The 23,661-nt window shown below is 40.3% G+C and carries 20 protein-coding genes and 2 pseudogenes; 12 read left to right on the top strand and 10 right to left on the bottom strand.

What is annotated here, in order from left to right; genetic code table 11:
- Positions 1-233 precede the first annotated feature (233 nt).
- Entirely contained in the window at positions 234-5,891 is a 5,658-nt protein-coding gene (locus tag MK395_RS06125; RefSeq protein WP_268711493.1) for a YSIRK-type signal peptide-containing protein, read from the top strand.
- Positions 5,892-5,972: 81 nt separating this feature from the next.
- Here MK395_RS06125 and MK395_RS06120 read toward each other — a convergent pair whose 3' ends face one another.
- The 3 genes from MK395_RS06120 to MK395_RS06110 form a co-directional block, all read right to left on the bottom strand.
- Entirely contained in the window at positions 5,973-7,049 is a 1,077-nt protein-coding gene (locus MK395_RS06120; RefSeq protein WP_268711492.1) for a DUF2974 domain-containing protein, read from the bottom strand.
- 111 nt (positions 7,050-7,160) lie between these two features.
- Entirely contained in the window at positions 7,161-7,937 is a 777-nt protein-coding gene (locus MK395_RS06115; RefSeq protein ID WP_268711491.1) for a ferredoxin reductase domain-containing protein, read from the bottom strand.
- An 85-nt stretch (positions 7,938-8,022) separates the two neighbouring features.
- On the bottom strand, positions 8,023-8,592 hold the full coding sequence (locus MK395_RS06110) for a TetR/AcrR family transcriptional regulator (RefSeq protein WP_268711675.1): 570 nt from the start codon (positions 8,590-8,592) through the stop codon (positions 8,023-8,025).
- A 418-nt stretch (positions 8,593-9,010) separates the two neighbouring features.
- On the opposite strand from MK395_RS06110, the gene MK395_RS06105 reads away from it, so the two are divergent.
- The 7 genes and pseudogenes from MK395_RS06105 (at position 9,011) to MK395_RS06075 (ending at position 13,256) form a co-directional block, all read left to right on the top strand.
- Positions 9,011-9,688 carry a response regulator transcription factor gene (locus MK395_RS06105; RefSeq protein WP_268711490.1) on the top strand — a complete coding sequence of 226 codons (678 nt, stop codon included), beginning with the start codon at positions 9,011-9,013 and terminating at the stop codon, positions 9,686-9,688.
- On the top strand, positions 9,681-10,655 hold the full coding sequence (locus tag MK395_RS06100) for a sensor histidine kinase (RefSeq protein WP_268711489.1): 975 nt from the start codon (positions 9,681-9,683) through the stop codon (positions 10,653-10,655). Before MK395_RS06105 ends, MK395_RS06100 begins: the two co-directional genes overlap by 8 nt.
- 309 nt (positions 10,656-10,964) lie before the next feature.
- Positions 10,965-11,375: pseudogene (locus MK395_RS06095) on the top strand (DUF389 domain-containing protein); the annotation flags it as partial.
- Positions 11,374-11,607 (top strand): annotated as a pseudogene (locus tag MK395_RS06090) (TMEM175 family protein); the annotation flags it as partial. The pseudogenes MK395_RS06095 and MK395_RS06090, both read left to right, overlap by 2 nt.
- Positions 11,532-11,873, top strand: coding sequence for a hypothetical protein (locus tag MK395_RS06085; protein ID WP_000397556.1), 342 nt, complete (start codon positions 11,532-11,534; stop codon positions 11,871-11,873). The pseudogene MK395_RS06090 and the gene MK395_RS06085, both read left to right, overlap by 76 nt.
- Positions 11,874-11,886: 13 nt before the next feature.
- The gene (locus MK395_RS06080; RefSeq protein ID WP_001253404.1) at positions 11,887-12,210 is read left to right on the top strand and encodes a potassium channel family protein; all 324 of its coding nucleotides are present in this window, start codon (positions 11,887-11,889) and stop codon (positions 12,208-12,210) included.
- On the top strand, positions 12,207-13,256 hold the full coding sequence (locus tag MK395_RS06075) for a DUF389 domain-containing protein (RefSeq protein ID WP_000126416.1): 1,050 nt from the start codon (positions 12,207-12,209) through the stop codon (positions 13,254-13,256). The genes MK395_RS06080 and MK395_RS06075 overlap by 4 nt, the downstream gene beginning before the upstream one ends.
- A 255-nt stretch (positions 13,257-13,511) precedes the next feature.
- Here MK395_RS06075 and thrS read toward each other — a convergent pair whose 3' ends face one another.
- The 3 genes from thrS to MK395_RS06055 all read right to left on the bottom strand — a co-directional run bounded on the left by thrS (position 13,512) and on the right by MK395_RS06055 (position 16,725).
- The gene (gene thrS, locus MK395_RS06070; protein ID WP_268711488.1) at positions 13,512-15,455 is read right to left on the bottom strand and encodes a threonine--tRNA ligase; all 1,944 of its coding nucleotides are present in this window, start codon (positions 15,453-15,455) and stop codon (positions 13,512-13,514) included.
- Between the two features lie 10 nt (positions 15,456-15,465).
- On the bottom strand, positions 15,466-16,092 hold the full coding sequence (locus MK395_RS06065; RefSeq protein WP_080702772.1) for an adenylate kinase family protein: 627 nt from the start codon (positions 16,090-16,092) through the stop codon (positions 15,466-15,468).
- A 258-nt stretch (positions 16,093-16,350) separates the two neighbouring features.
- Positions 16,351-16,725: a hypothetical protein gene (locus MK395_RS06055; RefSeq protein ID WP_042902762.1), complete on the bottom strand. Its 375-nt coding sequence runs from the start codon at positions 16,723-16,725 to the stop codon at positions 16,351-16,353.
- A gap of 206 nt (positions 16,726-16,931) precedes the next feature.
- Between MK395_RS06055 and MK395_RS06050 the strand changes: the two genes are divergently transcribed.
- The 4 genes from MK395_RS06050 (at position 16,932) to MK395_RS06035 (ending at position 20,581) form a co-directional block, all read left to right on the top strand.
- Positions 16,932-17,783 (top strand): metallophosphoesterase family protein, encoded by an 852-nt coding sequence (locus MK395_RS06050; RefSeq protein ID WP_042902761.1) that lies wholly within the window; start codon positions 16,932-16,934, stop codon positions 17,781-17,783.
- 163 nt (positions 17,784-17,946) lie between these two features.
- Positions 17,947-18,888, top strand: a complete 942-nt coding sequence (locus tag MK395_RS06045; protein ID WP_268711487.1) for a hypothetical protein — start codon at positions 17,947-17,949, stop codon at positions 18,886-18,888.
- Positions 18,889-19,053: 165 nt separating this feature from the next.
- Positions 19,054-19,491: an Rrf2 family transcriptional regulator gene (locus MK395_RS06040; protein ID WP_049490302.1), complete on the top strand. Its 438-nt coding sequence runs from the start codon at positions 19,054-19,056 to the stop codon at positions 19,489-19,491.
- Between the two features lie 67 nt (positions 19,492-19,558).
- A complete protein-coding gene (locus MK395_RS06035; RefSeq protein WP_247929508.1) occupies positions 19,559-20,581 on the top strand; it encodes a YdcF family protein in 1,023 nt (340 codons plus the stop codon).
- Between the two features lie 40 nt (positions 20,582-20,621).
- Here MK395_RS06035 and MK395_RS06030 read toward each other — a convergent pair whose 3' ends face one another.
- The 4 genes from MK395_RS06030 to MK395_RS06015 are packed head-to-tail and all read right to left on the bottom strand — an operon-like array spanning position 20,622 to position 23,544.
- A complete protein-coding gene (locus MK395_RS06030) occupies positions 20,622-21,281 on the bottom strand; it encodes an amino acid ABC transporter permease (RefSeq protein WP_049518904.1) in 660 nt (219 codons plus the stop codon).
- A gap of 9 nt (positions 21,282-21,290) precedes the next feature.
- Positions 21,291-21,968: an amino acid ABC transporter permease gene (locus MK395_RS06025; RefSeq protein ID WP_268711486.1), complete on the bottom strand. Its 678-nt coding sequence runs from the start codon at positions 21,966-21,968 to the stop codon at positions 21,291-21,293.
- Between the two features lie 12 nt (positions 21,969-21,980).
- Complete coding sequence (locus tag MK395_RS06020) at positions 21,981-22,775, bottom strand: transporter substrate-binding domain-containing protein (protein ID WP_081102523.1); 795 nt, start codon at positions 22,773-22,775, stop codon at positions 21,981-21,983.
- Positions 22,776-22,785: 10 nt separating this feature from the next.
- Positions 22,786-23,544, bottom strand: coding sequence for an amino acid ABC transporter ATP-binding protein (locus MK395_RS06015; RefSeq protein WP_268711485.1), 759 nt, complete (start codon positions 23,542-23,544; stop codon positions 22,786-22,788).
- Positions 23,545-23,661: the final 117 nt, after the last annotated feature.

Here is a 23,661-nt window from a genome sequence, read left to right as displayed (position 1 = left end):
TGGTCTTTTCAAGTATTCGGTGTTAAATTATTTTTGTATTTTTCTCAAATAAAATAATTAAAAATATTGAAAAAGAGAACAGAAAATGTTAGTATGAATATGCATATTGAATATGAGGATATAATCCTTTTAGAATAACGAAATTTAAAAACCAATTTTCGAGAAGGGAAAGAAATTTCGTTTTTTCTATATTTCAATATCGACATAATAAAAATAGGGAGGTTGTTTTTCTTATGAAGAGTAAGCAACAGGATTTTAGAACGGAGAAATACATTCGATACGGGATTCGAAAGTATAGTTTAGGAGTAGCATCAGTAGCAATTTCAGCAGGTTTGATGTTTTTGGGCAATGGAGCAGTATCAGCGATGGAACTTCAAGGAGCAGATACTACGCTTGTTTCAACATCGACATTGAATACGGAATTTTCTACGGAAACAAAAACACCTGAAAATTCGATAAAAAAAGAAAAAGAAGTTGCCCTTAAGACGGTTGATAAAACGGATTTAGTTAAAAAAATTACAGAACTTGAAGAGAAAGTAAAAACAGCAAAGAATATAGATGACTTGGTACTAACATCTGCTAAAGAACTATTAGATTCTGCGAAATCTGTCATCTCAAAAGAGATGGTTGAGCAAGAGGAAGTGGATACTGAACTTGCTAAGATTAAGGATTTAATTACGGTATTTGCTGAATCTGTCGAAGTTGGGAAAATAACGGAATCTACAGAAAAAGCAGAAGAAACAAAAGAAGCAGAAGAAACTGTCAAACCAGTCCAAGAAGAGAAAAAAGTCTTAGAACAAGTTACGTCTGAAGCTGAGGTAACCAATGTTTTAGCAACTGAAGCAGTCCGGAAAAATAAGCTTGAGGGTGAAAACAAAGCGGCAATTGAGGCGGCGATAGCTAATAATAAGGAAGTTATTGCAGAAACTAAAAAAGTCTTATCGAATGATGTCCTTACAGCTAAACAAATCAATGATCAATTGTCACGCTTAAATGATTCCATTCTTGCTGTCTACAATGATCTGAAAAAAGCAGGAGTTGGAAAAGATGGAAACTTTGGAGTCGCTTTGGCTGCTCAAGATTTCTATGCCGAAGAGGGTTCTAATACAACTCATGCATCGGAAACAAACGCTGCAAATCATACTGGTAAAGATACCTATACGATTCCAGTACAAGAAATTAAATTAATTACGGGTACTGATGCTACAGGTCTAGAGATTGAAGTCTATTCTAATCAGCGGGTTGGTAATGATACAAATGCTGGAAACGGGATGCATACAGAACAAGGTGGAAAGACTGGTCATAACAACAAAGGACGTGTAGACTATCCATTAACTCCTGATGCTGCTAAAAAGTTAGCTGAAGAAGCACCACTTTGGAGAAATAAACTCCGTGCGGATGGGTCAAGAATTTCAAACGCTGCGACGTCAATATACTCTGCTAACGGTGGTTATGAATACCTAGCTACAGAAATTTATGGCTATGGGTATGAACAAGGAGTTGACAGAGTTTATATTAAAGGCTTGAAAGATCGTATCGCTGTTTCTGAAAATGCCAAGCAAGCTGGTTGGAGTTTAACTTCTGTAACCCCAACTAACCTTGTGCCGGGATTGACATACGATTCAGAAACAGACACAATTCAAGGAAAAGTTATAGCGGATATTGAAAATGGAGTTTATGATTTACGATTTAATATTACTGCGACCAATACAGACGGTCGTACGGTAACTTTCCAAATTCAGAATCTTCGTGCTGGTTGGGTCGGATGGCAAGATAGTACGCCTCCTAAAATAAAATCAGATTCTGAGCGTTATGATCGTAATGTTGGTGATGATGCTAATGTAAATATTCAATTCTATGATGAGTCAGGTGCAAGTGCAACACCAGCAAATAGTCGAGGAACTTATAACTATACAACGGTTGAAGGCAAAGTTGTAAGAGTACCTCAAAGATTCTCTAAATCAGTAACAGGAGTTTCGGGATATAATACTATTGGTGAAGCATTAGATGATTCCAAAGTATTAATTCCAGGAACTAAATATAGTGTTGCAAATAGTACTTCTGATGAGCAAGCTGCTGATCAAACGAATATGGGGAGAGGAATCATTTCTGGAAAATTAACTGAAGCAGGAATTTACACAGTCTCCGTATTTGCAAAAGATTATGATAAATTGGCTAATAATAATGTCTGGAACCAATCTGGACAAGAAGCACATGCTACTGTAACATTAGTCGTGAAACCAAAGGTTGAGGTTCAAAACGTTGAAACTTACTCAACAGTTGTACCAGTTAAAATTTCTAAAGGTGCATCAAGTGCTAAGGTAACAATGCCTGATGGTACTGTAACCAATCTAAAAGCAGTTAATGGCAAATGGCTCGTAGACAGTGCTTCAACCAACACAGCTGTTTCTGAAAATCAAGAATTAGGTATTGTAGATTCCGATACAGTCTTTAATATTCCTGTGACATCAGAGGCGACTGCCAAAGTTGGTGTGGACAATATTAAAGTGGAAGCATCTGTTGAAAATGTGAAGGGAACTTTCTTACGTGAACAAGTTGAGTTAAATGGAACGGATGGGCAAAAACATACTGCGACTTTTAATAAGGCTACCGGACACTGGGAGTTACCTGGCGACTATGCTGAAAGTAAAACACTGAATAGTGATGGTACGACAAGATGGACTAAACGTCAAGTGTACACAGAAGCTCAGCAAGACGGTGGTATGAAATTTTATATCTATGAGTACATTCGACAGCTTGATAGCACTGGGAAAGTGACAAGTGTAGAAACGCCAACTCGCCCAGAAACGATTTATGTTTCTAAGAATACTAATCAGGTAGGTGATGGAATGTCAGTAACTGTCACTTATGACAAACATTCAAATACCTGGGCGTCATCTGATGGAACGGAAGTGACTGCTACTAAGCTTGGAAATGACTCTTGGGAAGTTCATACTAAGTCAGGATTTGGTGGTATTATTAGAGGGACTATTGCCACAAATACGGATGTGGCAACGGTTGTAAATACAAAACCAACAGCAACTTCACAAGATTATACTTTAACAAAAGGTACAACTGTTGATCTTCGTAATGAAGCAAAAGCTGCAGTAAGCATCTCAGACTCTGAAGATACGAAATATGGAAAAACTACCTATATCACTCGAATCACAGTAACATCGCCTTCAGGAGTTCAAAAAGTATTTGATACCAAACAAGATGCAAATAACTATAATATTGCTAGTGGATATAGCTTAAATGAAGTAGGAGTATATACTGTTAAGATTGATGTTATTGATAGTAATGGAAATTATACTACTGAAGCAACAATCGGTGGAACTGAGTCGGGAGTTGATCATGGAGTTGATTCATCAACCGCTACAACAACCTACCATATTACAGTAACTGATACGATTGAAGGACATAATGTGACTTCGACTGATATTCAAGGTGCTACTCAAAAAGAAACTCCAACCTTTACATCTGTTGGAGATGGATCGCCAGTAAAACCAAGTGCTTCTTCGCCTGCTAAGTTAGTAGATCCAAAAACAGGTGGATTTGTTGATACTCTAACAATTGATGGTCAGGGTACCTACTCAATTAATAATGAAACAGGTGAAATAACTTTTGTTCCATTGAAGACATTTACCGGTACAGCTACACCTGTCACAGTTTCACTTACTGCAAAATTAGGAAAAGATGCTAATGATACGGATATTACAGCAACTGCTACAGCAACGTATACTCCAACTGTAATACCTGTTAAACCAACTTCTACAGATGATGAGTCTGAAGGACCTAAAGGACAAACACAAAACGGTACACCAACTTTTACTGGTGGTAAAGTTGAAGTAAACGGTGTAGAGAAGACTGTTGAAATTGATGAAAATGTTAAACCAACCTTTGATGATGGCACAACTAAGAAAGTTGTTCCAGGAGAAGGAACTTATACCATTGATGAAAATGGTGTGGTAACTTTCACACCAGAAAAAGACTTTGTTGGGAAGGCTTCAGGAGTTACAGTCAAACGAGTTGATAAGAACGGAACAGAAATAACTGCAAAATACACTCCAACTGTACGTCCAATTACTTCATTTGTAGATACTGAGGGGAATACATTAATTCCAAGCGAAGACGGTGAACAACCTAAGAAAGATATCCCAGGTTACCGCTTCGTAGAGACTAAGAAACTTCCAAACGGCGACACAGAACACGTTTATGAGAAGGTTAAGACCAGTCACAAGGATAAGGAAGGGAATGAAATTCCAGGTTATCCAAGCGAAGACGGCGAACAACCGAAGAAAGATATTCCAGGTTACCGTTTCGTAGAGACTAAGAAACTTCCAAATGGCGACACAGAGCACGTTTATGAGAAGGTTAAGACCAGTCATAAGGATAAGGAAGGCAACGAAATTCCAGGACATCCAACCGAAGACGGTGAACAACCTAAGAAGGATATTCCAGGTTACCGCTTCGTAGAGACTAAGAAACTTCCAAACGGTGACACAGAGCACGTTTATGAGAAGGTTAAGACCAGTCACAAGGATAAGGAAGGCAACGAAATTCCAGGACATCCAACCGAAGACGGTGAACAACCTAAGAAGGATATTCCAGGTTACCGCTTCGTAGAGACTAAGAAACTTCCAAATGGCGACACAGAACACGTTTATGAGAAGGTTAAGACCAGTCATAAGGATAAGGAAGGAAACGAAATTCCAGGTTATCCAACCGAAGACGGCCAACAACCCAAGAAAGATATTCCAGGTTACCGTTTCGTAGAGACCAAGAAACTTCCAAATGGCGACACAGAACACGTTTATGAGAAGGTTAAGACCAGTCATAAGGATAAGGAAGGGAACGACATTCCAGGCCACCCAACCGAGGACGGTGAACAACCGAAGAAAGATATTCCAGGCTACCGCTTCGTAGAGACGAAGAAACTTCCAAACGGCGACACAGAACACGTTTATGAGAAGGTTAAGACTAGTCACAAGGATAAGGAAGGCAATGAAATTCCAGGTTATCCAACCGAAGACGGTGAACAACCTAAGAAAGATATTCCAGGCTACCGCTTCGTAGAGACCAAGAAACTTCCAAACGGCGACACAGAACACGTTTATGAGAAGGTTAAGACCAGTCATAAGGATAAGGAAGGGAACGAAATTCCAGGTTATCCAAGCGAAGACGGTGAACAACCTAAGAAAGATATTCCAGGCTACCGCTTCGTAGAGACTAAGAAACTTCCAAATGGCGACACAGAACATGTCTACGAAAAAGTGAAGACCAGTCATAAGGATAAGGAAGGGAACGACATTCCAGGCCACCCAACCGAAGACGGCCAACAACCCAAGAAAGATATTCCAGGTTACCGTTTCGTAGAGACCAAGAAACTTCCAAATGGCGACACAGAACACGTTTATGAGAAGGTTAAGACCAGTCATAAGGATAAGGAAGGGAACGACATTCCAGGCCACCCAACCGAGGACGGTGAACAACCTAAGAAGGATATTCCAGGCTACCGCTTCGTAGAGACTAAGAAGCTTCCAAACGGTGACACAGAACATGTCTACGAAAAAGTGAAGACTAGTCACAAGGATAAGGAAGGCAATGAAATTCCAGGTTATCCAACCGAAGACGGCGAACAACCCAAGAAAGATATCCCAGGTTACCGCTTCGTAGAGACTAAGAAACTTCCAAATGGCGACACAGAACATGTCTACGAAAAAGTTGTTACTGCCCCTCAACAAAAACCGACTGAGCAATCTCCAACTACTAAAGCAACCAAAGAATTACCTAATACTGGTGCGGAAGATCATGCAGCTTTGGCAGCTCTAGGAGTACTTGGTTTGATGAGCGGATTTGGACTTGTGTCTCGCAAGAAAAAAGAAGACTAATTCTATACTCGAGATTCTAAGTAGTATCCATTAGTTTCTGAAACAAAAAACCAACTAATCGTTAGATTAGTTGGTTTTTGTCTATTCTCGATTTTTCCAAGCTTGGTAACGGGTATCAATCAAGAGTTGGGTTAAGCGTCCCATGGTTTCTCTTTCTTCGGGAGTGAGGGATTGAGCTTGGACAAAGAGATGGTGAACGTGTTCAATGACCTTGAAGGAAGAAAGATCGTTGATAGAGGAGATGCCTGCATCAAGAATAATTCCAAAAAAGAGGTCAAAGTAGAGCTGCAGTTCCGTATCAGGGACAGTTTCAACCCATTCCTTGAAGGTTGTATCGACTTGCTGGCTGTCACTATTGGTCTCGTCCAGTTGGACAAAGTGTTTGTCTTCAACCTGCCAACTAAAGGTGTCGTGCTGAGCAAGGCCACCTAAGGCGGTGCTTCGAACGACGATTTTTTTATCTGGAATTTCCAGCATCATCCCGATGATAGACCCTTGTGGGATAAATACTTTCGTTCTTTCCATCATGTTTTGATAGCCTGGTGTTTTGGTTAGTTCCTTGTGAAGTCCAGGTGCATCAAAAGTATAGACAGAGATAATATTTTTCTGCAAGTTTGGATCAAGTTGACTGGCAGCATAGACAGCTAGATTGCCTCCTTTTGAGTGTCCTGCTAGGATAACCTTTTGCTTAGGATGTTGAGCAAAAAAATTCTCTAAATACTGGAGGGCATGTTTTTGAGCTGGAATTTCTTTCATATAGGTCATATGAAAATCTTCTTTCCAACCGATGATACTATCATCCGTTCCGCGAAAAACAAGCAAATAGGTATCGAGACTGATACGATAAGTCATGGCTGCAAACTGTTTTTGCAATTCAGGATTGATATCATTGATAAAGTTTGAGAGTTTGCAATTTTTAAAGCGTTTGTGTTGAGAGAGTTGGTCCAACAACTGGAGGCGGTTCTTATTGGTCAGCATAGTCTTTTCTCTAGGGATTTGAGGTGCAAGATCTATGAGACGCTTTGGTTCTTGGGTGACTACATCATCGAAAGCAAGATAGGTTAATTCAGTCAAGGCAAGAACATCTAACTCATTCATGGGGAGATCATAAAAGGAATCGTATGCTACATCATTCAGGTAGTCAAAAATATTGGCCATAAAAGCTCCTTTCTCTATGTTTATCCTACCACATTTACCTAGAATTAGCTAGTAGGCTTGTTCGAATGACCTAGTAGGGTTTGATTGAAATATATAGAAGATAGATTACTCCTATTTCAAACCTCTAAACGAGCTTACTTGTATGTTTTTGCTATCAATCCCATTTTCCTTTAAAAAATTCTTCATCTCATTTACATCATCAGGCTGACCTGTGATGAGATAGCTGGCTTGATTGCCGTATTCATCAATAGCACTTTTTAAAAATTCTTGACTTTGAGAAAGTTCCTCGCTAGTTTTATAAGTAAAATTCGGTGTTTTTTGAGCCAGTTCTTTCATCTCATTATCGAAAATAGTAACTCCTTTGTCAAAATGGTTGAGAATAATCGGACATTTACCAGCCCATTCTTTGATAAGGGGGCGTAGAGCAGAAATGCCGACATCAGATGCAAAGCAAACTAGTGGCTTATTCGTATCTTTAACAGTCAAAGAGGAATCCAACCAACTCATCTCAATCTCACTGCCAGCCGGTAAATGTGTCAAGGTGTTCTTAAAGTTGCTTCCACTATTATGAGTCAAAATGAGAATTTCATCTTCATCAGGTGTGGAGGCAATGGTTAGCCATCGACTGGTTTGCTCTCCCTTAGCTTCATATTTACTAGCAGTAGACGAGGTATCAGGGAGTGCAAACTTAGCATAAGCCCCAGCTTTCCAGATTTGATGACTCGGTTTTGTGATATGAATTAAATATAGATCTCCGCTGGGGTTTTCAATGGATTTTATCGATAATGTCTGGCTTCGTCCAAGATAAGCAATGGCACCCCAAGTTATAATACATAGCGCTCCAAGTGTTGATAGAATGATAATAAACATTTTTTTACCTCTTTTCATTTTTTATGACTCCTGTTCTTAATTTTATGAATGAACTATATAACAATTCATTCATATCTTTTTAAAAAATAAAGAAATCCATTCTTTATTTTAGAATTCCTTTAATGAAGTTGGTTGCAAGTATTTCGACAGTTTTGCCAATATCTGGAAAATCTTTTTCAGTGATATGCATATCCATATAGTAAAACAGATTATAAACCTGTAAAATATCTTGAATCTTTTCTGGCGAGTACCCTTCAGCCTGCATACGATTTGTAAAAGTTTTAACTAGAAACTGATGAAAAGGATTTGCGACTTTGCCTTCTTCCGAGGAATAGTAGCTGTGCAACTCATCTGCGATGGCAGGATTGTACCATTCTGCAAGGATTTTATTGGAAGAAACGAGAGTTCTGGACTGAGCAAATAGTTGACCAATGAGGTCGATCATGTCAATTTCCCAATCCAGTTCTTCGATCATAGCTTGGCGAACACGGTTGTTTTCATCTATATAGATGTCTAGAAAAATGGCTTCTTTACTCTCGTAATAGTTATAAAAAGAACCAACTGCAACACCAGCTTGCCTAGCAATTTCTGAAATACTTGTTGCCTTGTAACCTTTTTTCGAAAAAACTTCATAGGCTGCTGTCTTTAAAGATTGTTTTTTGTCCAATAGGATTTAACCTCCTTTATTTTATGAATGAATGAATGAATAAAATTATCTGTTCATTCATATTCTAACAAATCATGGCTAGCTTGTCAATAAGAAGGATGAATAAATTGGTTTAAAGCAATTACATTTATAAACAGAAGAGTTACATAAGCTTACAAGGCATTTACTTTGATAAGATTACTCATTTTAAATCTATTCCTTAAGTAAAAGAAACACGGACTAAATAAGCACAAAAAAGGGAAATATAGGATAAGGCTGGAACTATAGTTAAAAATAAGGTATGATATCAGTGGGAATGTTCTCTATTTAGCATCTGTTTTCTGATCTGAATTTGGGAAATAGGCTGCTAAACAGTATGAGATACTGATCCGTAAATCTGATATGAAGGGTTTTGATACTTTGAGAAATAACAAAGGAGGAGCGCATGCACAAGATTTTACTAGTAGAAGATGACCAAGTTATTCGGCAACAAGTTGGTAAACTACTCTCTGAGTGGGGGTTTGAGGTCGTTTTGGTAGAGGATTTTATGGAAGTATTGAGCCTTTTTGTTCAGTCAGAACCTCATTTGGTCCTCATGGATATTGGTTTGCCACTCTTTAATGGTTATCACTGGTGCCAGGAGATTCGTAAGATTTCTAAGGTGCCCATCATGTTTCTCTCTTCGAGAGATCAAGCGATGGATATCGTCATGGCGATCAATATGGGGGCAGATGACTTTGTGACCAAGCCTTTTGACCAGCAGGTGCTTCTTGCCAAGGTTCAGGGCTTGTTGCGCCGTTCCTATGAGTTTGGCCGAGATGAAAGTCTGCTGGAGTATGCGGGTGTGATCCTCAATACCAAGTCTATGGACCTGCACTATCAGGGGGAAGTCCTGAGTTTGACCAAGAATGAATTTCAAATTTTGCGGGTCTTGTTTGAACATGCTGGCAATATCGTGGCGCGTGATGACCTGATGCGGGAACTCTGGAATAGCGACTTTTTCATTGATGACAATACCTTGTCTGTCAACGTTGCTCGCTTGCGTAAAAAGTTGGAGGAGCAAGGTTTAACAGGGTTTATCGAAACCAAGAAAGGGATAGGATACGGACTGAAACATGCTTGATTGGAAATCATTTTTTCTAGCCTATCTGCGTTCTCGCAGTCGCATCTTTGTCTATATTTTTTCATTAGGCTTTCTTGTCCTTCTCTTTCAGTTTTTATTTGCTAGTCTAGGAACTTATTTTCTTTATTTCTTTCTGCTCAGTAGTTTTGTGACCTTCCTATTTTTGGCTTGGGATATTTTTGCAGAAGCTCAGGTTTACCGGCAGGAAGTACTCTATGCTGAGAGAGATCCCAAGTCTCCTCTGGAATGTGCGCTAGCAGAAAAGCTCGAAGAGCGTGAGTCTGAATTGTATCAAAAGAAGTCGGAAGCGCAGAGCAAGTTGACGGATTTGCTTGACTACTACACCTTGTGGGTTCACCAAATCAAGACCCCCATTGCAGCGAGTCGTCTCTTGGTAGCAGAAGTCTCTGATCGTGAGGCCAAGCAGCAACTGGAACAGGAAATCTTTAAGATTGACTCCTATACCAATCTGGTACTGCAGTATCTTCGTTTGGAAAGCTTCCACGATGACTTAGTATTTGAAAAGATTCAAGTGGAGGATCTGGTGAAGGAAGTGGTTCGTAAGTATGCCCTTTTCTTTATCCAAAAAGGACTGGCGCTCAATCTCCATGACCTTGACAAAATCATCGTGACCGATAAGAAGTGGTTGTTGGTCGTCATTGAACAAATCCTCTCAAACAGTCTCAAGTACACCAAGGAAGGTGGGTTAGAGATCTATATGGAAGGCCAGGAGCTCTGTATCAAGGATACGGGAATCGGGATAAAAAATAGTGATGTTCTCCGAGTCTTTGAACGTGGCTTTTCAGGTTACAATGGCCGTCTAACCCAGCAGTCATCTGGACTTGGACTTTACCTATCTAAGAAAATTTCTGAAGAGCTGGGCCACCAGATTCGCATCGAGTCTGAGGTCGGAAAAGGAACGACAGTGCGAATTAAGTTTGCGGAAGTGAACCTACTCATTGAGTAAAAAGAAATGCTAAGAACTTGGAAGAAATCTTTCAAGCTCTTCTTTAGATTTCTATGTAGTGAGAAAATAGGATAGAACAAAGAAAAAGGTAACTGGAATTTTTCCCGTTCACTATCTTTTAAATTGATTGAGTTCTTCAGAGAAAGGTTGTAAAATTTTTGATATAATATCAAGGATGGACTGACGGATGCTTAAAGGATAATTTTCAAAAAAATAACAGGTGAGAATTAAAATATGTAAAATTGAAAAGAAGTCTCTCTGCCACCATCTAAGCAGAAACAAGAGTATATGAAATAAAAGGAGTAACCAATGACTGGAAATTATTCAACACGTGAATATCGTGAGAAATTATATGATGATCTTCATGTTCGATTAAGAGATACAGTGATTTTGATGTGTGCGATTTTTATTGCCTCTATAGGTTTAAATATGAATTCAACAGCTGTCATTATTGGAGCCATGCTGATTTCCCCTCTTATGACATCGATTGTTGGACTCGGATTTGGTTTAGCTATTTTTGATACGCGTTTAATCAAGCAATCTTTAGAGGTTTTATTTACTCAAGTATTGGTCAGCTTGCTTGTTTCGACTCTGTATTTCTGGATTTCTCCCTTGTCTTATGCAAGTAGCGAGTTGATCGCACGAACCTCTCCAACCATTTGGGATGTTCTCATTGCTATTGCTGGTGGGATTGCTGGTGTGATCGGTTCAAGGAAAAGAGTTAGAAAAACCAACAACACCAAGTCTTGAAGCTTTTTGGGATTTACGGCAAAATTTCTTTGCTTGTTTTCTTTCCTTTTTCTGGTTGGGATCGTTATGGATGGCACTAAACACATTATGGGAAAAGGTTGAGAAAATTTCCTCAGAAATTATTTGGTGGAATTTGTTTCTACTCTTGGAGCGGCAGGAGTTCTCTTTGGAGAATTTCATGCCATCCAAGATACCAGTCTGAATGATGTGGTGGACCGGATCTATATAAATGTCAAGGATTTACCGTTTCAGTCCTTGGGAGCTTTAGCTAATATCCTGTCTGATGTTAAGAAGGGACTGATTCAAGACAGTCATATCTGGTCTTTCTTCCAGTCATTTTTCAAACAATATCAGTTGATAATCAGCTTAAATCAGATCTATCAGTTTGTCTATCTTTCTCTGATGGAGATCATGTCCTATCTTCACTTTGATTATTGGAAAAAACGGCTCGGTCAGGAGCTAGTATGAATAAGGAGAACAAATGAGACGTTTAAAAATGTTATGGCATATTATACAGGTTACGGGTTTTACTCGGTTTGCTCTGAGTTTTGTGACCTTTGTTTTTGGGTCAGGAGGCGTGCTTTTCCTAGTTGAACCTGCTATCACAAATTACGGAGACGGTCTTTGGTATGCTTTTGTGACTTCGACGACTGTCGGCTACGGGGATCTCCTAGCTGTGACCTTGATTGGAAGGATTACCAGTGTCTTCTTGACGATTTATGGGCTCATATTTTTTGGCTGTTTATCAGCTGTTATTATTAATTATTATACCGATTTAAATAAGGAAAGAGGAGAGGACAAATGACTGCCAATTATTCAACACGGGAATACCGTGAGAAATTATACGATGACCTTCATGTTCGATTGAGAGATACAGCGATTTTGATGTGTGCAATTTTTATTGCCTCTATCGGTCTAAATATGAATTCAACAGCTGTTATTATTGGAGCCATGTTAATTTCACCTCTCATGACACCGATTGTTGGACTGGGATTCGGTTTAGCTATTTTTGATACGCGTTTAATCAAGCAATCTCTAGAGGTTTTATTGACTCAAGTGTTGGTCAGTTTGCTTGTCTCGACTCTGTATTTCTGGATTTCTCCCTTGTCTTATGCAAGTAGCGAGTTGATCGCACGAACCTCTCCAACCATTTGGGATGTTCTCATTGCTATTGCTGGTGGGATTGCTGGTGTGATCGGTTCAAGGAAAAAAGAAGCAAACAATATCGTGCCAGGAGTAGCCATTGCTACAGCTTTGATGCCGCCTATCTGTACTGCTGGCTATGGTTTAGCTAATGGGAATGTACGATTTTTATTGGGGGCTCTCTATCTTTTCTTGATCAACTGTGTCTTTATCATGCTAGCCAACATTGTTGGAACAAGAATTTTGATGAGAAAATCTCCTTTAACTTCATTTAAAGAGCTGAGCATTAAAATGAGAATTGGCTTGATTTCTTTGATTGTATTGTTGATTCTTCCAGCTAGCTATTCGGCAGTTACTCTGACAATAGAACAAGCGCGCAAAGAAGGGATCAAACAGTTTGTAGGAAAAGAGTTCGCCAATTATACGGTTATTAATCAAGTCTACAAGTCAAGTAACAATGAATTGGTCTTGACGGTTGTTGGAGATCCGATTTCAGAAGAAGAATTAGAAACACTCCACCAAAAACAAGCCTCTTACGGTATTCAATCTGTTCAATTGAAAGTGAATCAAGTTCAGAACTCGCCAACATTAGATAGTGAAGCGACCAAGGAATTTTATGAAAACATTGACAAGTATATTGATCAAAAACTCTCTGAAAAAGATTCACAAAACGATCTCGTAAAAGAAAATGAAGCAGACAAGGATTGAGGATATTGACCATATCTAACTCATGAAAGCAAATCTTGTGTGGTGGTTTGGTCAATCACTACTAGCTCGGATTAAATAATACTCTTCGAAAATCAAATTCAAACCACGTCAGCGTCGCCTTACCGTACTCAAGTACAGCTTGCGGCTAGCTTCCTAGTTTGCTTTTTGATTTTCATTGAGTAAAAATATAAAAAGCAACAGCTGAAATAGTTGTTGCTTTTTAGGTAGCTAGGATTTTATCCCAGGTTTTATCTCTTATTTCTCAACGCGTGATTTGTTGGCGATATCAGCAAGGATAGCTTGAACAAAGTCATCAACTGAGACAGTTTGTGTTTCTTTTTGGCCATAGCGACGAACGTTAACAGTTCCGTCTTCCATTTCCTTGTCCCCAACAATCAATTGGTAAGGAATCTTGCTTGTTTGTGAAGCACGGATCTTGAACTGCATTTTTTCATTGCGCTCATCTACGTCTGCACGGACACCGCGGTCACGGAGTTTTTTCGCCACTTCCCAAGCGTAGTCCACGTGTCTTTCGTTAGATACTGGGATGAGGGTTACTTGGTGAGGTGCTAGCCATGTTGGGAAGGCACCCTTGTAGTTCTCAATCAAGATAGCTGTGAAGCGTTCCATAGTTGAGATAACTCCACGGTGGATCATAACTGGACGGTGCTCTTCGCCATCAGCTCCGATGTATTTAAGGTCGAAGCGTTCTGGAAGCAAGAAGTCAAGTTGGATAGTAGAAAGAGTTTCTTCTTTTCCAAGAGCGGTCTTAACTTGAATATCCAATTTTGGTCCGTAGAATGCTGCTTCACCTTCGGCTTCAAAGTAGTCCACGCCCATTTCATCAAGGGCTGCACGAAGCATGGTTTGGGCATTTTCCCACATCTCATCGTTGTCAAAGTACTTGTGAGTATCTTGAGGGTCACGAAGAGAGAGACGGAAGCGGTATTCAGTCAAGTTGAAGTCTTCATAAACATCGATAATCAACTGAAGAGCACGTTGGAATTCTTCTTGGATTTGTTCTGGAGTCACAAAGAGGTGACCGTCGTTAAGAGACATTTCACGTACACGTTGAAGACCAGTAAGGGAACCAGATTTTTCGTAGCGGTGCATCATACCGATTTCAGCGATACGGATTGGCAACTCACGGTAAGAGTGAACATGATGTTTGAAGACTTGGATGTGGTGCGGACAGTTCATTGGACGAAGGACAAATTCTTCCCCGTCACCCATGTCCATAGTTGGGAACATGTCTTCTTGGTAATGATCCCAGTGACCAGAAGTCTTGTAAAGTTCAACAGAAGCAAGTGGTGGAGTGTATACGTGTTGGTAGCCAGAAGCCAACTCCTTGTCTACGATGTAGCGTTCCAATTCACGACGGATAGTCGCACCATTTGGCAACCAGAATGGAAGTCCTTGACCAACCTCTTGAGAAATCATGAAGAGATCAAGCTCTTTACCAAGTTTACGGTGGTCACGTTCCTTAGCTTCTTCACGCATTTGAAGGTAGTTTTTCAAGTCTTTTTTGTCAAACCAAGCTGTACCGTAGATACGTTGCATCATAGCGTTGTCGCTATTTCCACGCCAGTAAGCACCTGCTACATGGAGAAGGTGGAAGATTTGGATACGGCCTGTTGAAGGGACGTGTGGGCCACGGCAAAGGTCTACATATTCACCCTGACGATAGATAGTCAAACCGCCTTCGTCTTCTGAGTGTTCTTCAATCAATTCCAACTTGTAAGGGTCGTTTTTAAAGATTTCACGTGCCTCGTTTTTAGTCACTTCTTCACGAATTGATGGGAAGTTTTCTTTGACAATTTTTTGCATTTCTTCTTCGATACGAGGAAGGTCTTCGTTAGAGATTTGACCAGCTGTGTTGTCAGTATCGTAGTAGAAGCCGTCCTCGATGGCTGGACCAACACCCAAGTGAATGTCTGGGAAAAGACGACGAGCTGCTTGGGCAAACAAGTGAGCGGCTGAGTGACGCAAGATTGGAAGGGCATCTTCGTGGTCAGGTGTCACAATTTCGATGCTTCCATCTTCAGTGATAGCACGAGTAGTGTCGATGAGTTTGCCGTTAAATTTACCAGCAAGAGCTTTTTTAGCTAGGGAATTGCTGATAGATTGGGCAATTTCAAAAGTTGTAACGCCGGATTCGAATTCACGTACAGCGCCGTCTGGGAAAGTAATGTTAATCATGGTTTTCTCCTTAAATATTTATTCTATTTTTGTTGGACAATTTTAAGAGCCGAGCAACCTCTTCCGCGGTTTGATTCTCTGATTGACTGCCATCTGTTACGAGACTAGGATAGCCTAATTTCATCGCTTCCTTACGAACCATTTGGGCAAAAAGAATGTCTCGTTGCATCCAGTTTTCAAAAGCTTGCTCAGGGTTGGTTGTACCCTCTAAGACATAAGGAACCCATTCTCTCTGTATATAATGCTTTTTTTGAAAATCAGCTGTCGGAGTCAAGCATAGATAGGAAGACGCTGGGCATTCAAGCTCCTTTACCAAGTGGGGCAAAAGTCCTGCCCCCTCAACCAAGAGAGGTCTATCTTGATTTTTTATCAAGTAAGATTTTACATAAGGAAAAATCTCTTCATAAAAGCGCCATTCTTCATCTGCCATCTCTTCTGGATTTCTCATCCAGATTTGTTCTGGACTTCTGTCCTGTCTCAGAAGGCAAATTGGCTGTGAGTCTGCACTTGCTTGACTCATCATCTCGTTTACCAAATCATCCAATTTGATATGAAGTAGTTGATACTGTCTAGCAAGAAGTGAAGCAATTGTTGATTTTCCACTACAAGGCGATCCGCCAATCATATAAAGCATCATTCTTCCTCCTTCTGACAAAATAAAAACGACATCCTCGAAAGGACGTCGCAACGTGGTTCCACCTTCATTTATGTTCCTCAAAAAAGAGGAACACCTCTGATTGGCTTTAACGTAGCCACCGTTTTATGTTTGCATAAAAGTCAGTAGAGTAGTATCAGTTTAGGCTTTCTATGCGTTTCCAGCAACCACGCACTCTCTAGTAGAAAGGGACTAAGTGACTTGTCTCTATGCATTATTATAGCATGATTGCGAGAATTTTCAAGGTTTTTGCATAATTTTTTTATTTTTCTCTCGCTGGAAGACATGCTTGATCCCCACACCAGAAGCCATACCAAGTAGGGTAAAGATTTCGTAAGCTAGGAAATAAAGCAGAATGAATTCACCAAAGGTGATGATGGTAAAGCAATAGAGCAGACCAATACCGAGTAGCCACCAAAGTGAGAAATGAAATCGATAGCTATAAAGTAGTGATACGATAAAGGTTGCCAGAGGTGAAAAGAGGATGATGTTGTAAATGTACAGTCCCTTCAGTGTATATGGGTCAGAGATGAGTAGAGAGAGGAGTTCATAGAGTGGCCAGTAAAAAAAGAAAATGACAAGGTAGTATGGGATATACTTAAGATAATTCCGCATGGCAATAATCCTCCAATCTGCAAAAATTGAGAGATATTTGAGAGATATTGTAGACCACATAATCCTAAATGAAGGGGAAATCTCTACTTATACTATAGCACGATTTAGAAGCTCTTACAATTTAATCCAGTGATCAGTGATAGTGATCTTTTCGAGTGTTTTCTGTTATAATACTAACAAAAGAAGTAAGAGAATGAGGAGAAAGAATGACCAAAATAGCAGTTCTTTCAGACATACATGGAAATACGACAGCTTTGGAAGCTGTACTGGATGATGCTAAAGCTGCAGAGGTAGACCAATACTGGCTTTTAGGGGATATTCTGATGCCAGGGACAGGACGTAGAAGGATCTTGGACCTCTTAGCTAGCTTGCCTATTACAGTAAGAGTTCTGGGAAATTGGGAGAATAGTCTCTGGCGAGGTCTGCATCGCAAGTTAGATCCTACAATAGCGAGTCATCGTTATCTCCTGCGTCAAAGTCAGTACATCTTAGAGGAGGTCAGCCCTGAAGAAATCGAAGACCTCAATAATCAACCCATGCAAGTTCATCGTCAGTTTGGTGATTTGATGGTGGGAATCACTCACCATCTCCCTGATAAAAACTGGGGTAGAGAATTGATTCATACGGGAAAACAAGAAGATTTTGATAGATTGGTCACGAATCCACACGCCTCTATCGCAGTATATGGCCATATTCATCAACAGTTGCTTCGTTATGGAAGTGATGGACAGTTGATTCTTAATCCAGGTTCCATTGGACAACCTTTCTTTCTAGATGCGAAGTTGCGTAAGGACCTGCGGGCCCAGTATATGATCTTAGAGTTTGATGAGGCAGGTTTGTCTGATGTTGATTTTCGTCGTGTGGATTATGATGTGGAAACTGAATTGCAGTTGGCTAAAGATTTGAAGCTCCCCTATTTCCAGGTCTACTATGAAAGTTTGGTAAATGGAATTCACCACACTCATAACCATGAATTGTTAGGTCAGATTAGTGAACAAGAAGGTTATGATCAGGATGTTGAACTCTGGATGGAAAGAGACAAGAAAGATTGGTTTTAAGAGGACTTCTAGCTAGAAATCAGATAGTCTAGTGACTGCTGCTGTTTCGCGATAAGTCGAACTGGATACGAATTGACGGCTTCTCAAATTTATGTTAGAATAACGGAATATAACTAATTTGAATCTCATACTAATTGATATTCAAAATAAGAGGAGACAGATAATGAAACCAGAAGAGTTACACGCCATTGCCTCGGAGTTGGGCTTGCAATTTGACGAAGATTCGCGTAGTATTTATGGCACGCAGTCAGGCTATTTACTTTTCCTGCAAGAAACTGATGTGAAAAATCAGTTTCGACTTTGTGTCAGTGTGAGTTTGAATGGCAATCCTGCGGATTCAGAAGAAAACGAATTGGTTTGGGATGAGTTTAAGAGTGAATCTCTTCCAAACTTGTCGACCTTGTCTATCAACCAGTACCTTGTTTCTTTTGTTGTAAAAGGTGCCATGCGCAAATCAAAAACAATTGAGAAGTTACAGACGCTCATAACAGATCTCGTTGCCTTCCTTGAAACCCATCATTTCGTCCAAGTCTGTGCCTACAGTGGTCAGGAGGGTCCTGTTGGTCTCTATCAATTAGGTGATTCAATTTTCCTTATCAATGAGGAAAGCTATCAATTGCTGAAGAGCAATCTTCAGATTGAGGTGGATTCTTATCAAAATCAAAAGGAAAATGTTCTTCTTGGAGCAGTTGGTGCGTTGCTTGGAGCCTTGATTGGTGGAGCAGTTGCTCTATTTATCGCTCGTCTAGGTTATGTAGCTATGGTAGCGGGGATTGTTCTGGGGATTTGTACCATTAAAGGATATGAAATCCTTGGAAGAAAGATATCTCGAAAGGGGATTGTAATTTCCTCTATTTGGATGGTGATTACTGTCTTTCTAGTGAATCAAATTGATTTGGCGATGGAAGTCGTTTCCAAACTAGGGGTTGAGTTTGCCTTTGCTTTCCGAGCGGTGAATCAATTAATCTTTAGCGGTGATTTTCCAGATAACTATTTTTATAATCTAGCTATGTTAGCTGTGTTTACCTTAGTTGGTGCTGGGGTGTCTATCAGCTCGGTTTGGTCAAGTCATAAAACAAAAGGGATTGTCCGTAAAATTGCATAAAGAAATAAGTCTTTGTATGTCCTCCGCTGTTCTGGGTACCAAGAGGGATACAGGACTTTTTGCATTGAGAAGATAATCATTCGTTAATATTTGACAGGATAAGCAAAAAAGGTATAATGTTTATACGGGAAAAGATGAATAAAATATCAATGAAAGGAGAAGAAGATGCAAATTTCAAGCCGATTTACAATTGCGACTCATATGATGATTATTATTGCAATGCAGGATACAGATAGTAAAGTAACCAGCGATTTTCTTGCGGCTAGTGTCGGAGTAAATCCAGTCATTATCCGTAAGACTTTATCGCAACTCAAAAAAGCTGGATTGATTTCAGTTGCTCGTGGTACGGGAGGAACTGAGATAATAAAAGACCTTCAGGATATCAGTTTGTTGGATGTCTACCAAGCTGTAGAGTGTTTAGGAAAATCAGGAAAGCTCTTTAGTTTCCATGACAATCCAAATCCTAATTGCCCAATTGGTGCGAATATCCATGCAGTCTTGGACCAAAAACTGTTCGATGTTCAAGCAGCTATGGAAAACCAACTGCGTCAGACAAGTCTGGCTCAGGTTGTGGCAGATGCTCAGAATAAACTGTCTAAGTAAGAGGACTAAGGTTCTCTTTTTCTATTGCTATAATTATGGTACAATGTAGTCATTAAAGGAGGAGACTATGTACTTTATCACAGGATTTTTTGTCCTACTTTTTCTCGTTTCGTTTTTAAGGGACAATCGTAGTCTCTGGAATCCAGCTCTCTTGCTTTTGTCTCTGCTCTTTTCTTATATGTCCATTGCCAATCTTTTTTACGAAGCTGGGCAGAAAGAAGTGCACATGGTTTTCTTTGCAGGGATTTTTCTTCTGCTGCCTTTTATAGTTTTTCTAAGTGGTTTTTTCCTTATTTATAATGGATTTGTGTTATTGAAAAAAGAAGGAAAATCCAAGGCAAATTATTTGTCTCTAGGATTAGGCTGCGTGATTCTATTCTTTTTTGTAATCATGGCAATTCGAGTGAGCGATACCAAGGGCTTGTTTTACACCAATCATCTAGTGAATATTATCTTTTTCTTTTTGATTTATTCGTATTTGATTTTTGGTTTTGCCTTTGCAGGATTTCTGCTTTATTCCATTCTGTATCTTTTCATTCCTAAGAAAAAATATTATGATTTTATCATCATTCACGGAGCAGGCTTGTTGAATGGAGAAAAAGTCACTCCCTTACTGAAGAGTCGCATTGACAAGGCAGTAGAAGCTTATCACCAGTCTCTCAATCCCAATGTTAAAATCATCGCAAGTGGTGGTCAAGGTGGGGATGAGAAGATTTCCGAGGCTCAGGCAATTTGTAATTATTTGCTGGAAGAGACGGATGTTCCGAGAGAAGCGATTCTCCTAGAGGAAGACTCAACGACGACCTATGAGAATCTCCTCTTCTCAAAAGAAATGGGAGAGAAGCTGGTGGCCAGTCCACGTTTTCTCTTTGTGACCAATGATTACCATGTTTTTCGTACTAGTACCTATGCTCGCCGTATTGGGATGAAGGGAGATGGTCTTGGTTGCCGTACAGCTGCCTACTATATTCCATCGGCCTTTATTAGAGAATATATTGCTCTATGTGTGAAGATGAGATGGCTTTTTATCGCTTTCTATGTTTTGTTGATTTTAGCTCTGATTTTCTCTTACAGAGGTATTTTATGGTAATCAAAAAATCAGCTCTCCATTTTTGCGGAGAGCTGGATTTTTATTCTGCGGCTTGTTGCCAACGTTTTGCTAGCTTATGAGACAAGCTAGAAATAGCAAAGTTAAAGATAAAGTAAATCAAGGCAATCAGGATATAAAGACTGAAGACCTGCTCTGGTTCAAAATAGCGTCCCATGAGAATTTGGCTGGCGCCAAAGAGTTCCTGTAGAGCGATAACAGAGTAGAGAAGGCTGGTATCCTTAATCACAGTTACAAACTGAGAAATGATAGCTGGCAGCATTTTACGGATCGCTTGTGGGAGAATGATGTAGTAGAGGATTTGCGTAGAGGTGAATCCTTGCGACATTCCTGCTTCATACTGGCCCTTGTCCACGGCATTGAGGCCGCCTCGGATAATCTCAGCCAGGGCTGCTGAGGTAAAGAGGGTAAAGGCAGTAATACCAGCTGGTGTGGACTTCATCTTAAACACCAAAAAGATGGTGAAAATCCAGAGGAGGTTGGGAACGTTACGTACAAACTCGATATAAATGCTGGAGATGATCCGTAAGACAGGATTTTTCCCATTTCTCATGACGGCTAGTACTGTTCCGATAAGGGTCGAGAGGACGATAGCAATCAGAGAAATGTAGAGAGTTAAGCCAAATCCTTTAAAGATAAAGACTAGGTTATCTGGGGTCAAAACTTCTAAAATAGATTCCATAGTAACCTCCTAAAGTGAATAGGCTTTTTTGTTGGCTTGCTCCATCTTGCGGCCAAACTGGGCAACAGGGAAGCATAGGGCAAAGTAGAGAAGAGCAGCACCTAAAAATGCTGGGATATAATTTCCGTTGAGAGCCGACCAAGACTTAGTCACAAACATCAAGTCTACTCCAGAGATGATGGCAACTGTAGAGGTGTTCTTGATGAGGTTAACGATTTGGTTGGTCAATGGAGGGAGAATGATACGGAAGGCTTGAGGCAAGATAATCAAGCGCATGGCATTGATATAGGTAAAACCTTGCGACAGGGCGGCCTCCATCTGACCGCTAGGAATAGACTGAATCCCTGATCGAATAACCTCAGCGATATAAGCGCCGTGATAGAGTCCCACACAAAGTACAGCTGTCCAATAAATCGGAATCATGATGGTGTGGTCACTGATAAGAGGTAGGCCATAAAAAACGATAACAAACTGCACCAAGAGGGGAGTATTTTGATAAAATTCGACAAAGATACGAGCCAAAACACGCAAGAATGGGCGTTTGCTGGTTGACATGGCCCCAAAGAAGATGCCCAAAACCATGGCGAGGATAAAAGATCCAATCGCTAGGGCAAGGGTGAAGAGGAAACCATTGAAAAATTGTCCAAAATCCTGAAAATAGGCTGTCCAAGATGATAAATCTGTCATGGGGTGTCCTCCTTAATCTGCGGTATGGCTAGATGGTTTGAGCTTGTAACGGTCATAAAGTTTCTGCAAACTACCGTCCTTGGTCCATTTAGTGACCAAGCTATCAAGATAATCGTTGAGCTCGGTGTTTGATTTCTTGGTAACAATACCGTAGTCAGATGGTTTAAAACTATCATCTAGTAGTTCTGTCCGTTTACTAATGTAGCCAGATAGGATAGAGCGGTCCACGGAAAAGGCATCAATACGGTGAGCGTGAAGGGAAGTAATCAATTCTGGGTAGGAACCGAGTTCGACAAATTTAAAGGTTAGACCTTTCTTTTTGCCCAGTTCAGTAATCAGGCGTTGGGTGATGGAACCTTGAGCAACTCCGATCGTTTTACCGTTTAGATCCTCAATGCTTTTGATGTTGGCGGATTTGTTGACCAAAAATCCAGAAGCGTCCGTATAGTAGGGACTGGTGAAGTTGTATAATTTTTTACGTTCATCTGTGATGGTAAAGGTTGCGATATCCATGTCTACCTGTTCATTGTCTAGGAGTGGTCCACGTGTTTGAGCGGTAACAGGAACGTAGCGAATCTTGACCTTGAGTTCATCTGCAATCATCTTGGCAAGGTCCGTTTCGATACCAGAATAAGTCCCTGTCTTGGGATCCTTGTAGCCAAAATTAGGAACGTCTTGTTTGACACCGACAACTAGTTCGCCTCTTTTTTGAATGTCTGCGACACTGGTATCAGCCTGAACTGGTTTGGCAGCAGCAAGGCTGAAAAGGCTAATCAATAATGCGGATAAAAAGAATTTCTTTTTCATAGGCGCCTCCTTATTTGACTTTGTCACTTTCGTGGTTGATAATTTTGCTGAGGAATTGTTGGGCACGAGGTTCGCTTGGTTTGTCAAAAAAGTCATCAACATCTGTCGTATCTACCAAAACCTCTCCGTCGGCCATAAAGATAATGCGGTCCGCAACCTCTCGGGCAAAGCCCATTTCGTGAGTAACGACAATCATATTCATACCATCTCGGGCCAATTTTTGCATAACTGCTAGAACGTCTCCGATGGTTTCAGGGTCAAGGGCAGATGTTGGCTCATCAAAGAGGAGGAGCTCCGGATGCATGGCAAGACCACGAGCGATGGCGATCCGTTGTTTTTGTCCACCAGATAGCATGGCCGGATAAGAATCTTTCTTGTCCCACATGTTTACAAATTCCAGATATTTTTGGGCTGTTTTTTCAGCTTCTTTTTTATCAATTCCTAGAACTTTTATGGGCGCTAGTGTCACGTTTTCTAACACTGTTTTGTGTGGGTAAAGGTTGAAATGTTGAAAAACCATGCCGACTTCCTTACGAAGAGGAACCAGATCTTTCTGGCTAGCACCTGCTACTTGGTGTCCATTGACTAGGAGACTTCCTTTGTCAACAGCCTCCAAACCATTGATCGTACGGATAAGAGTGGACTTCCCAGAGCCGGAAGGTCCAAGCAGGACAACAACTTGTCCTTTTTCAAAACGGAGATTGATGTCGCGGAGTGCGTGATAGTCTCCGTAATATTTTTCGACGTTTTTAAATTCTACTAAAGCCATGAGAGATCTCCTTTGTGTTAGATTTTATAACATGATTCTACACCAAAAGAATGTTCTTGTCAAATCATATCTGAAAAAAATTCACTAAAATGTTATAAAAAAGCAATCTGGATAGAG

The organism is Streptococcus oralis, from assembly GCF_026782085.1.
Lineage (GTDB): Bacteria > Bacillota > Bacilli > Lactobacillales > Streptococcaceae > Streptococcus > Streptococcus oralis_DA.
The sequence above is the reverse complement of the archived record's forward strand: the minus strand, read 5'-3'. Positions and strand labels throughout refer to the sequence as shown.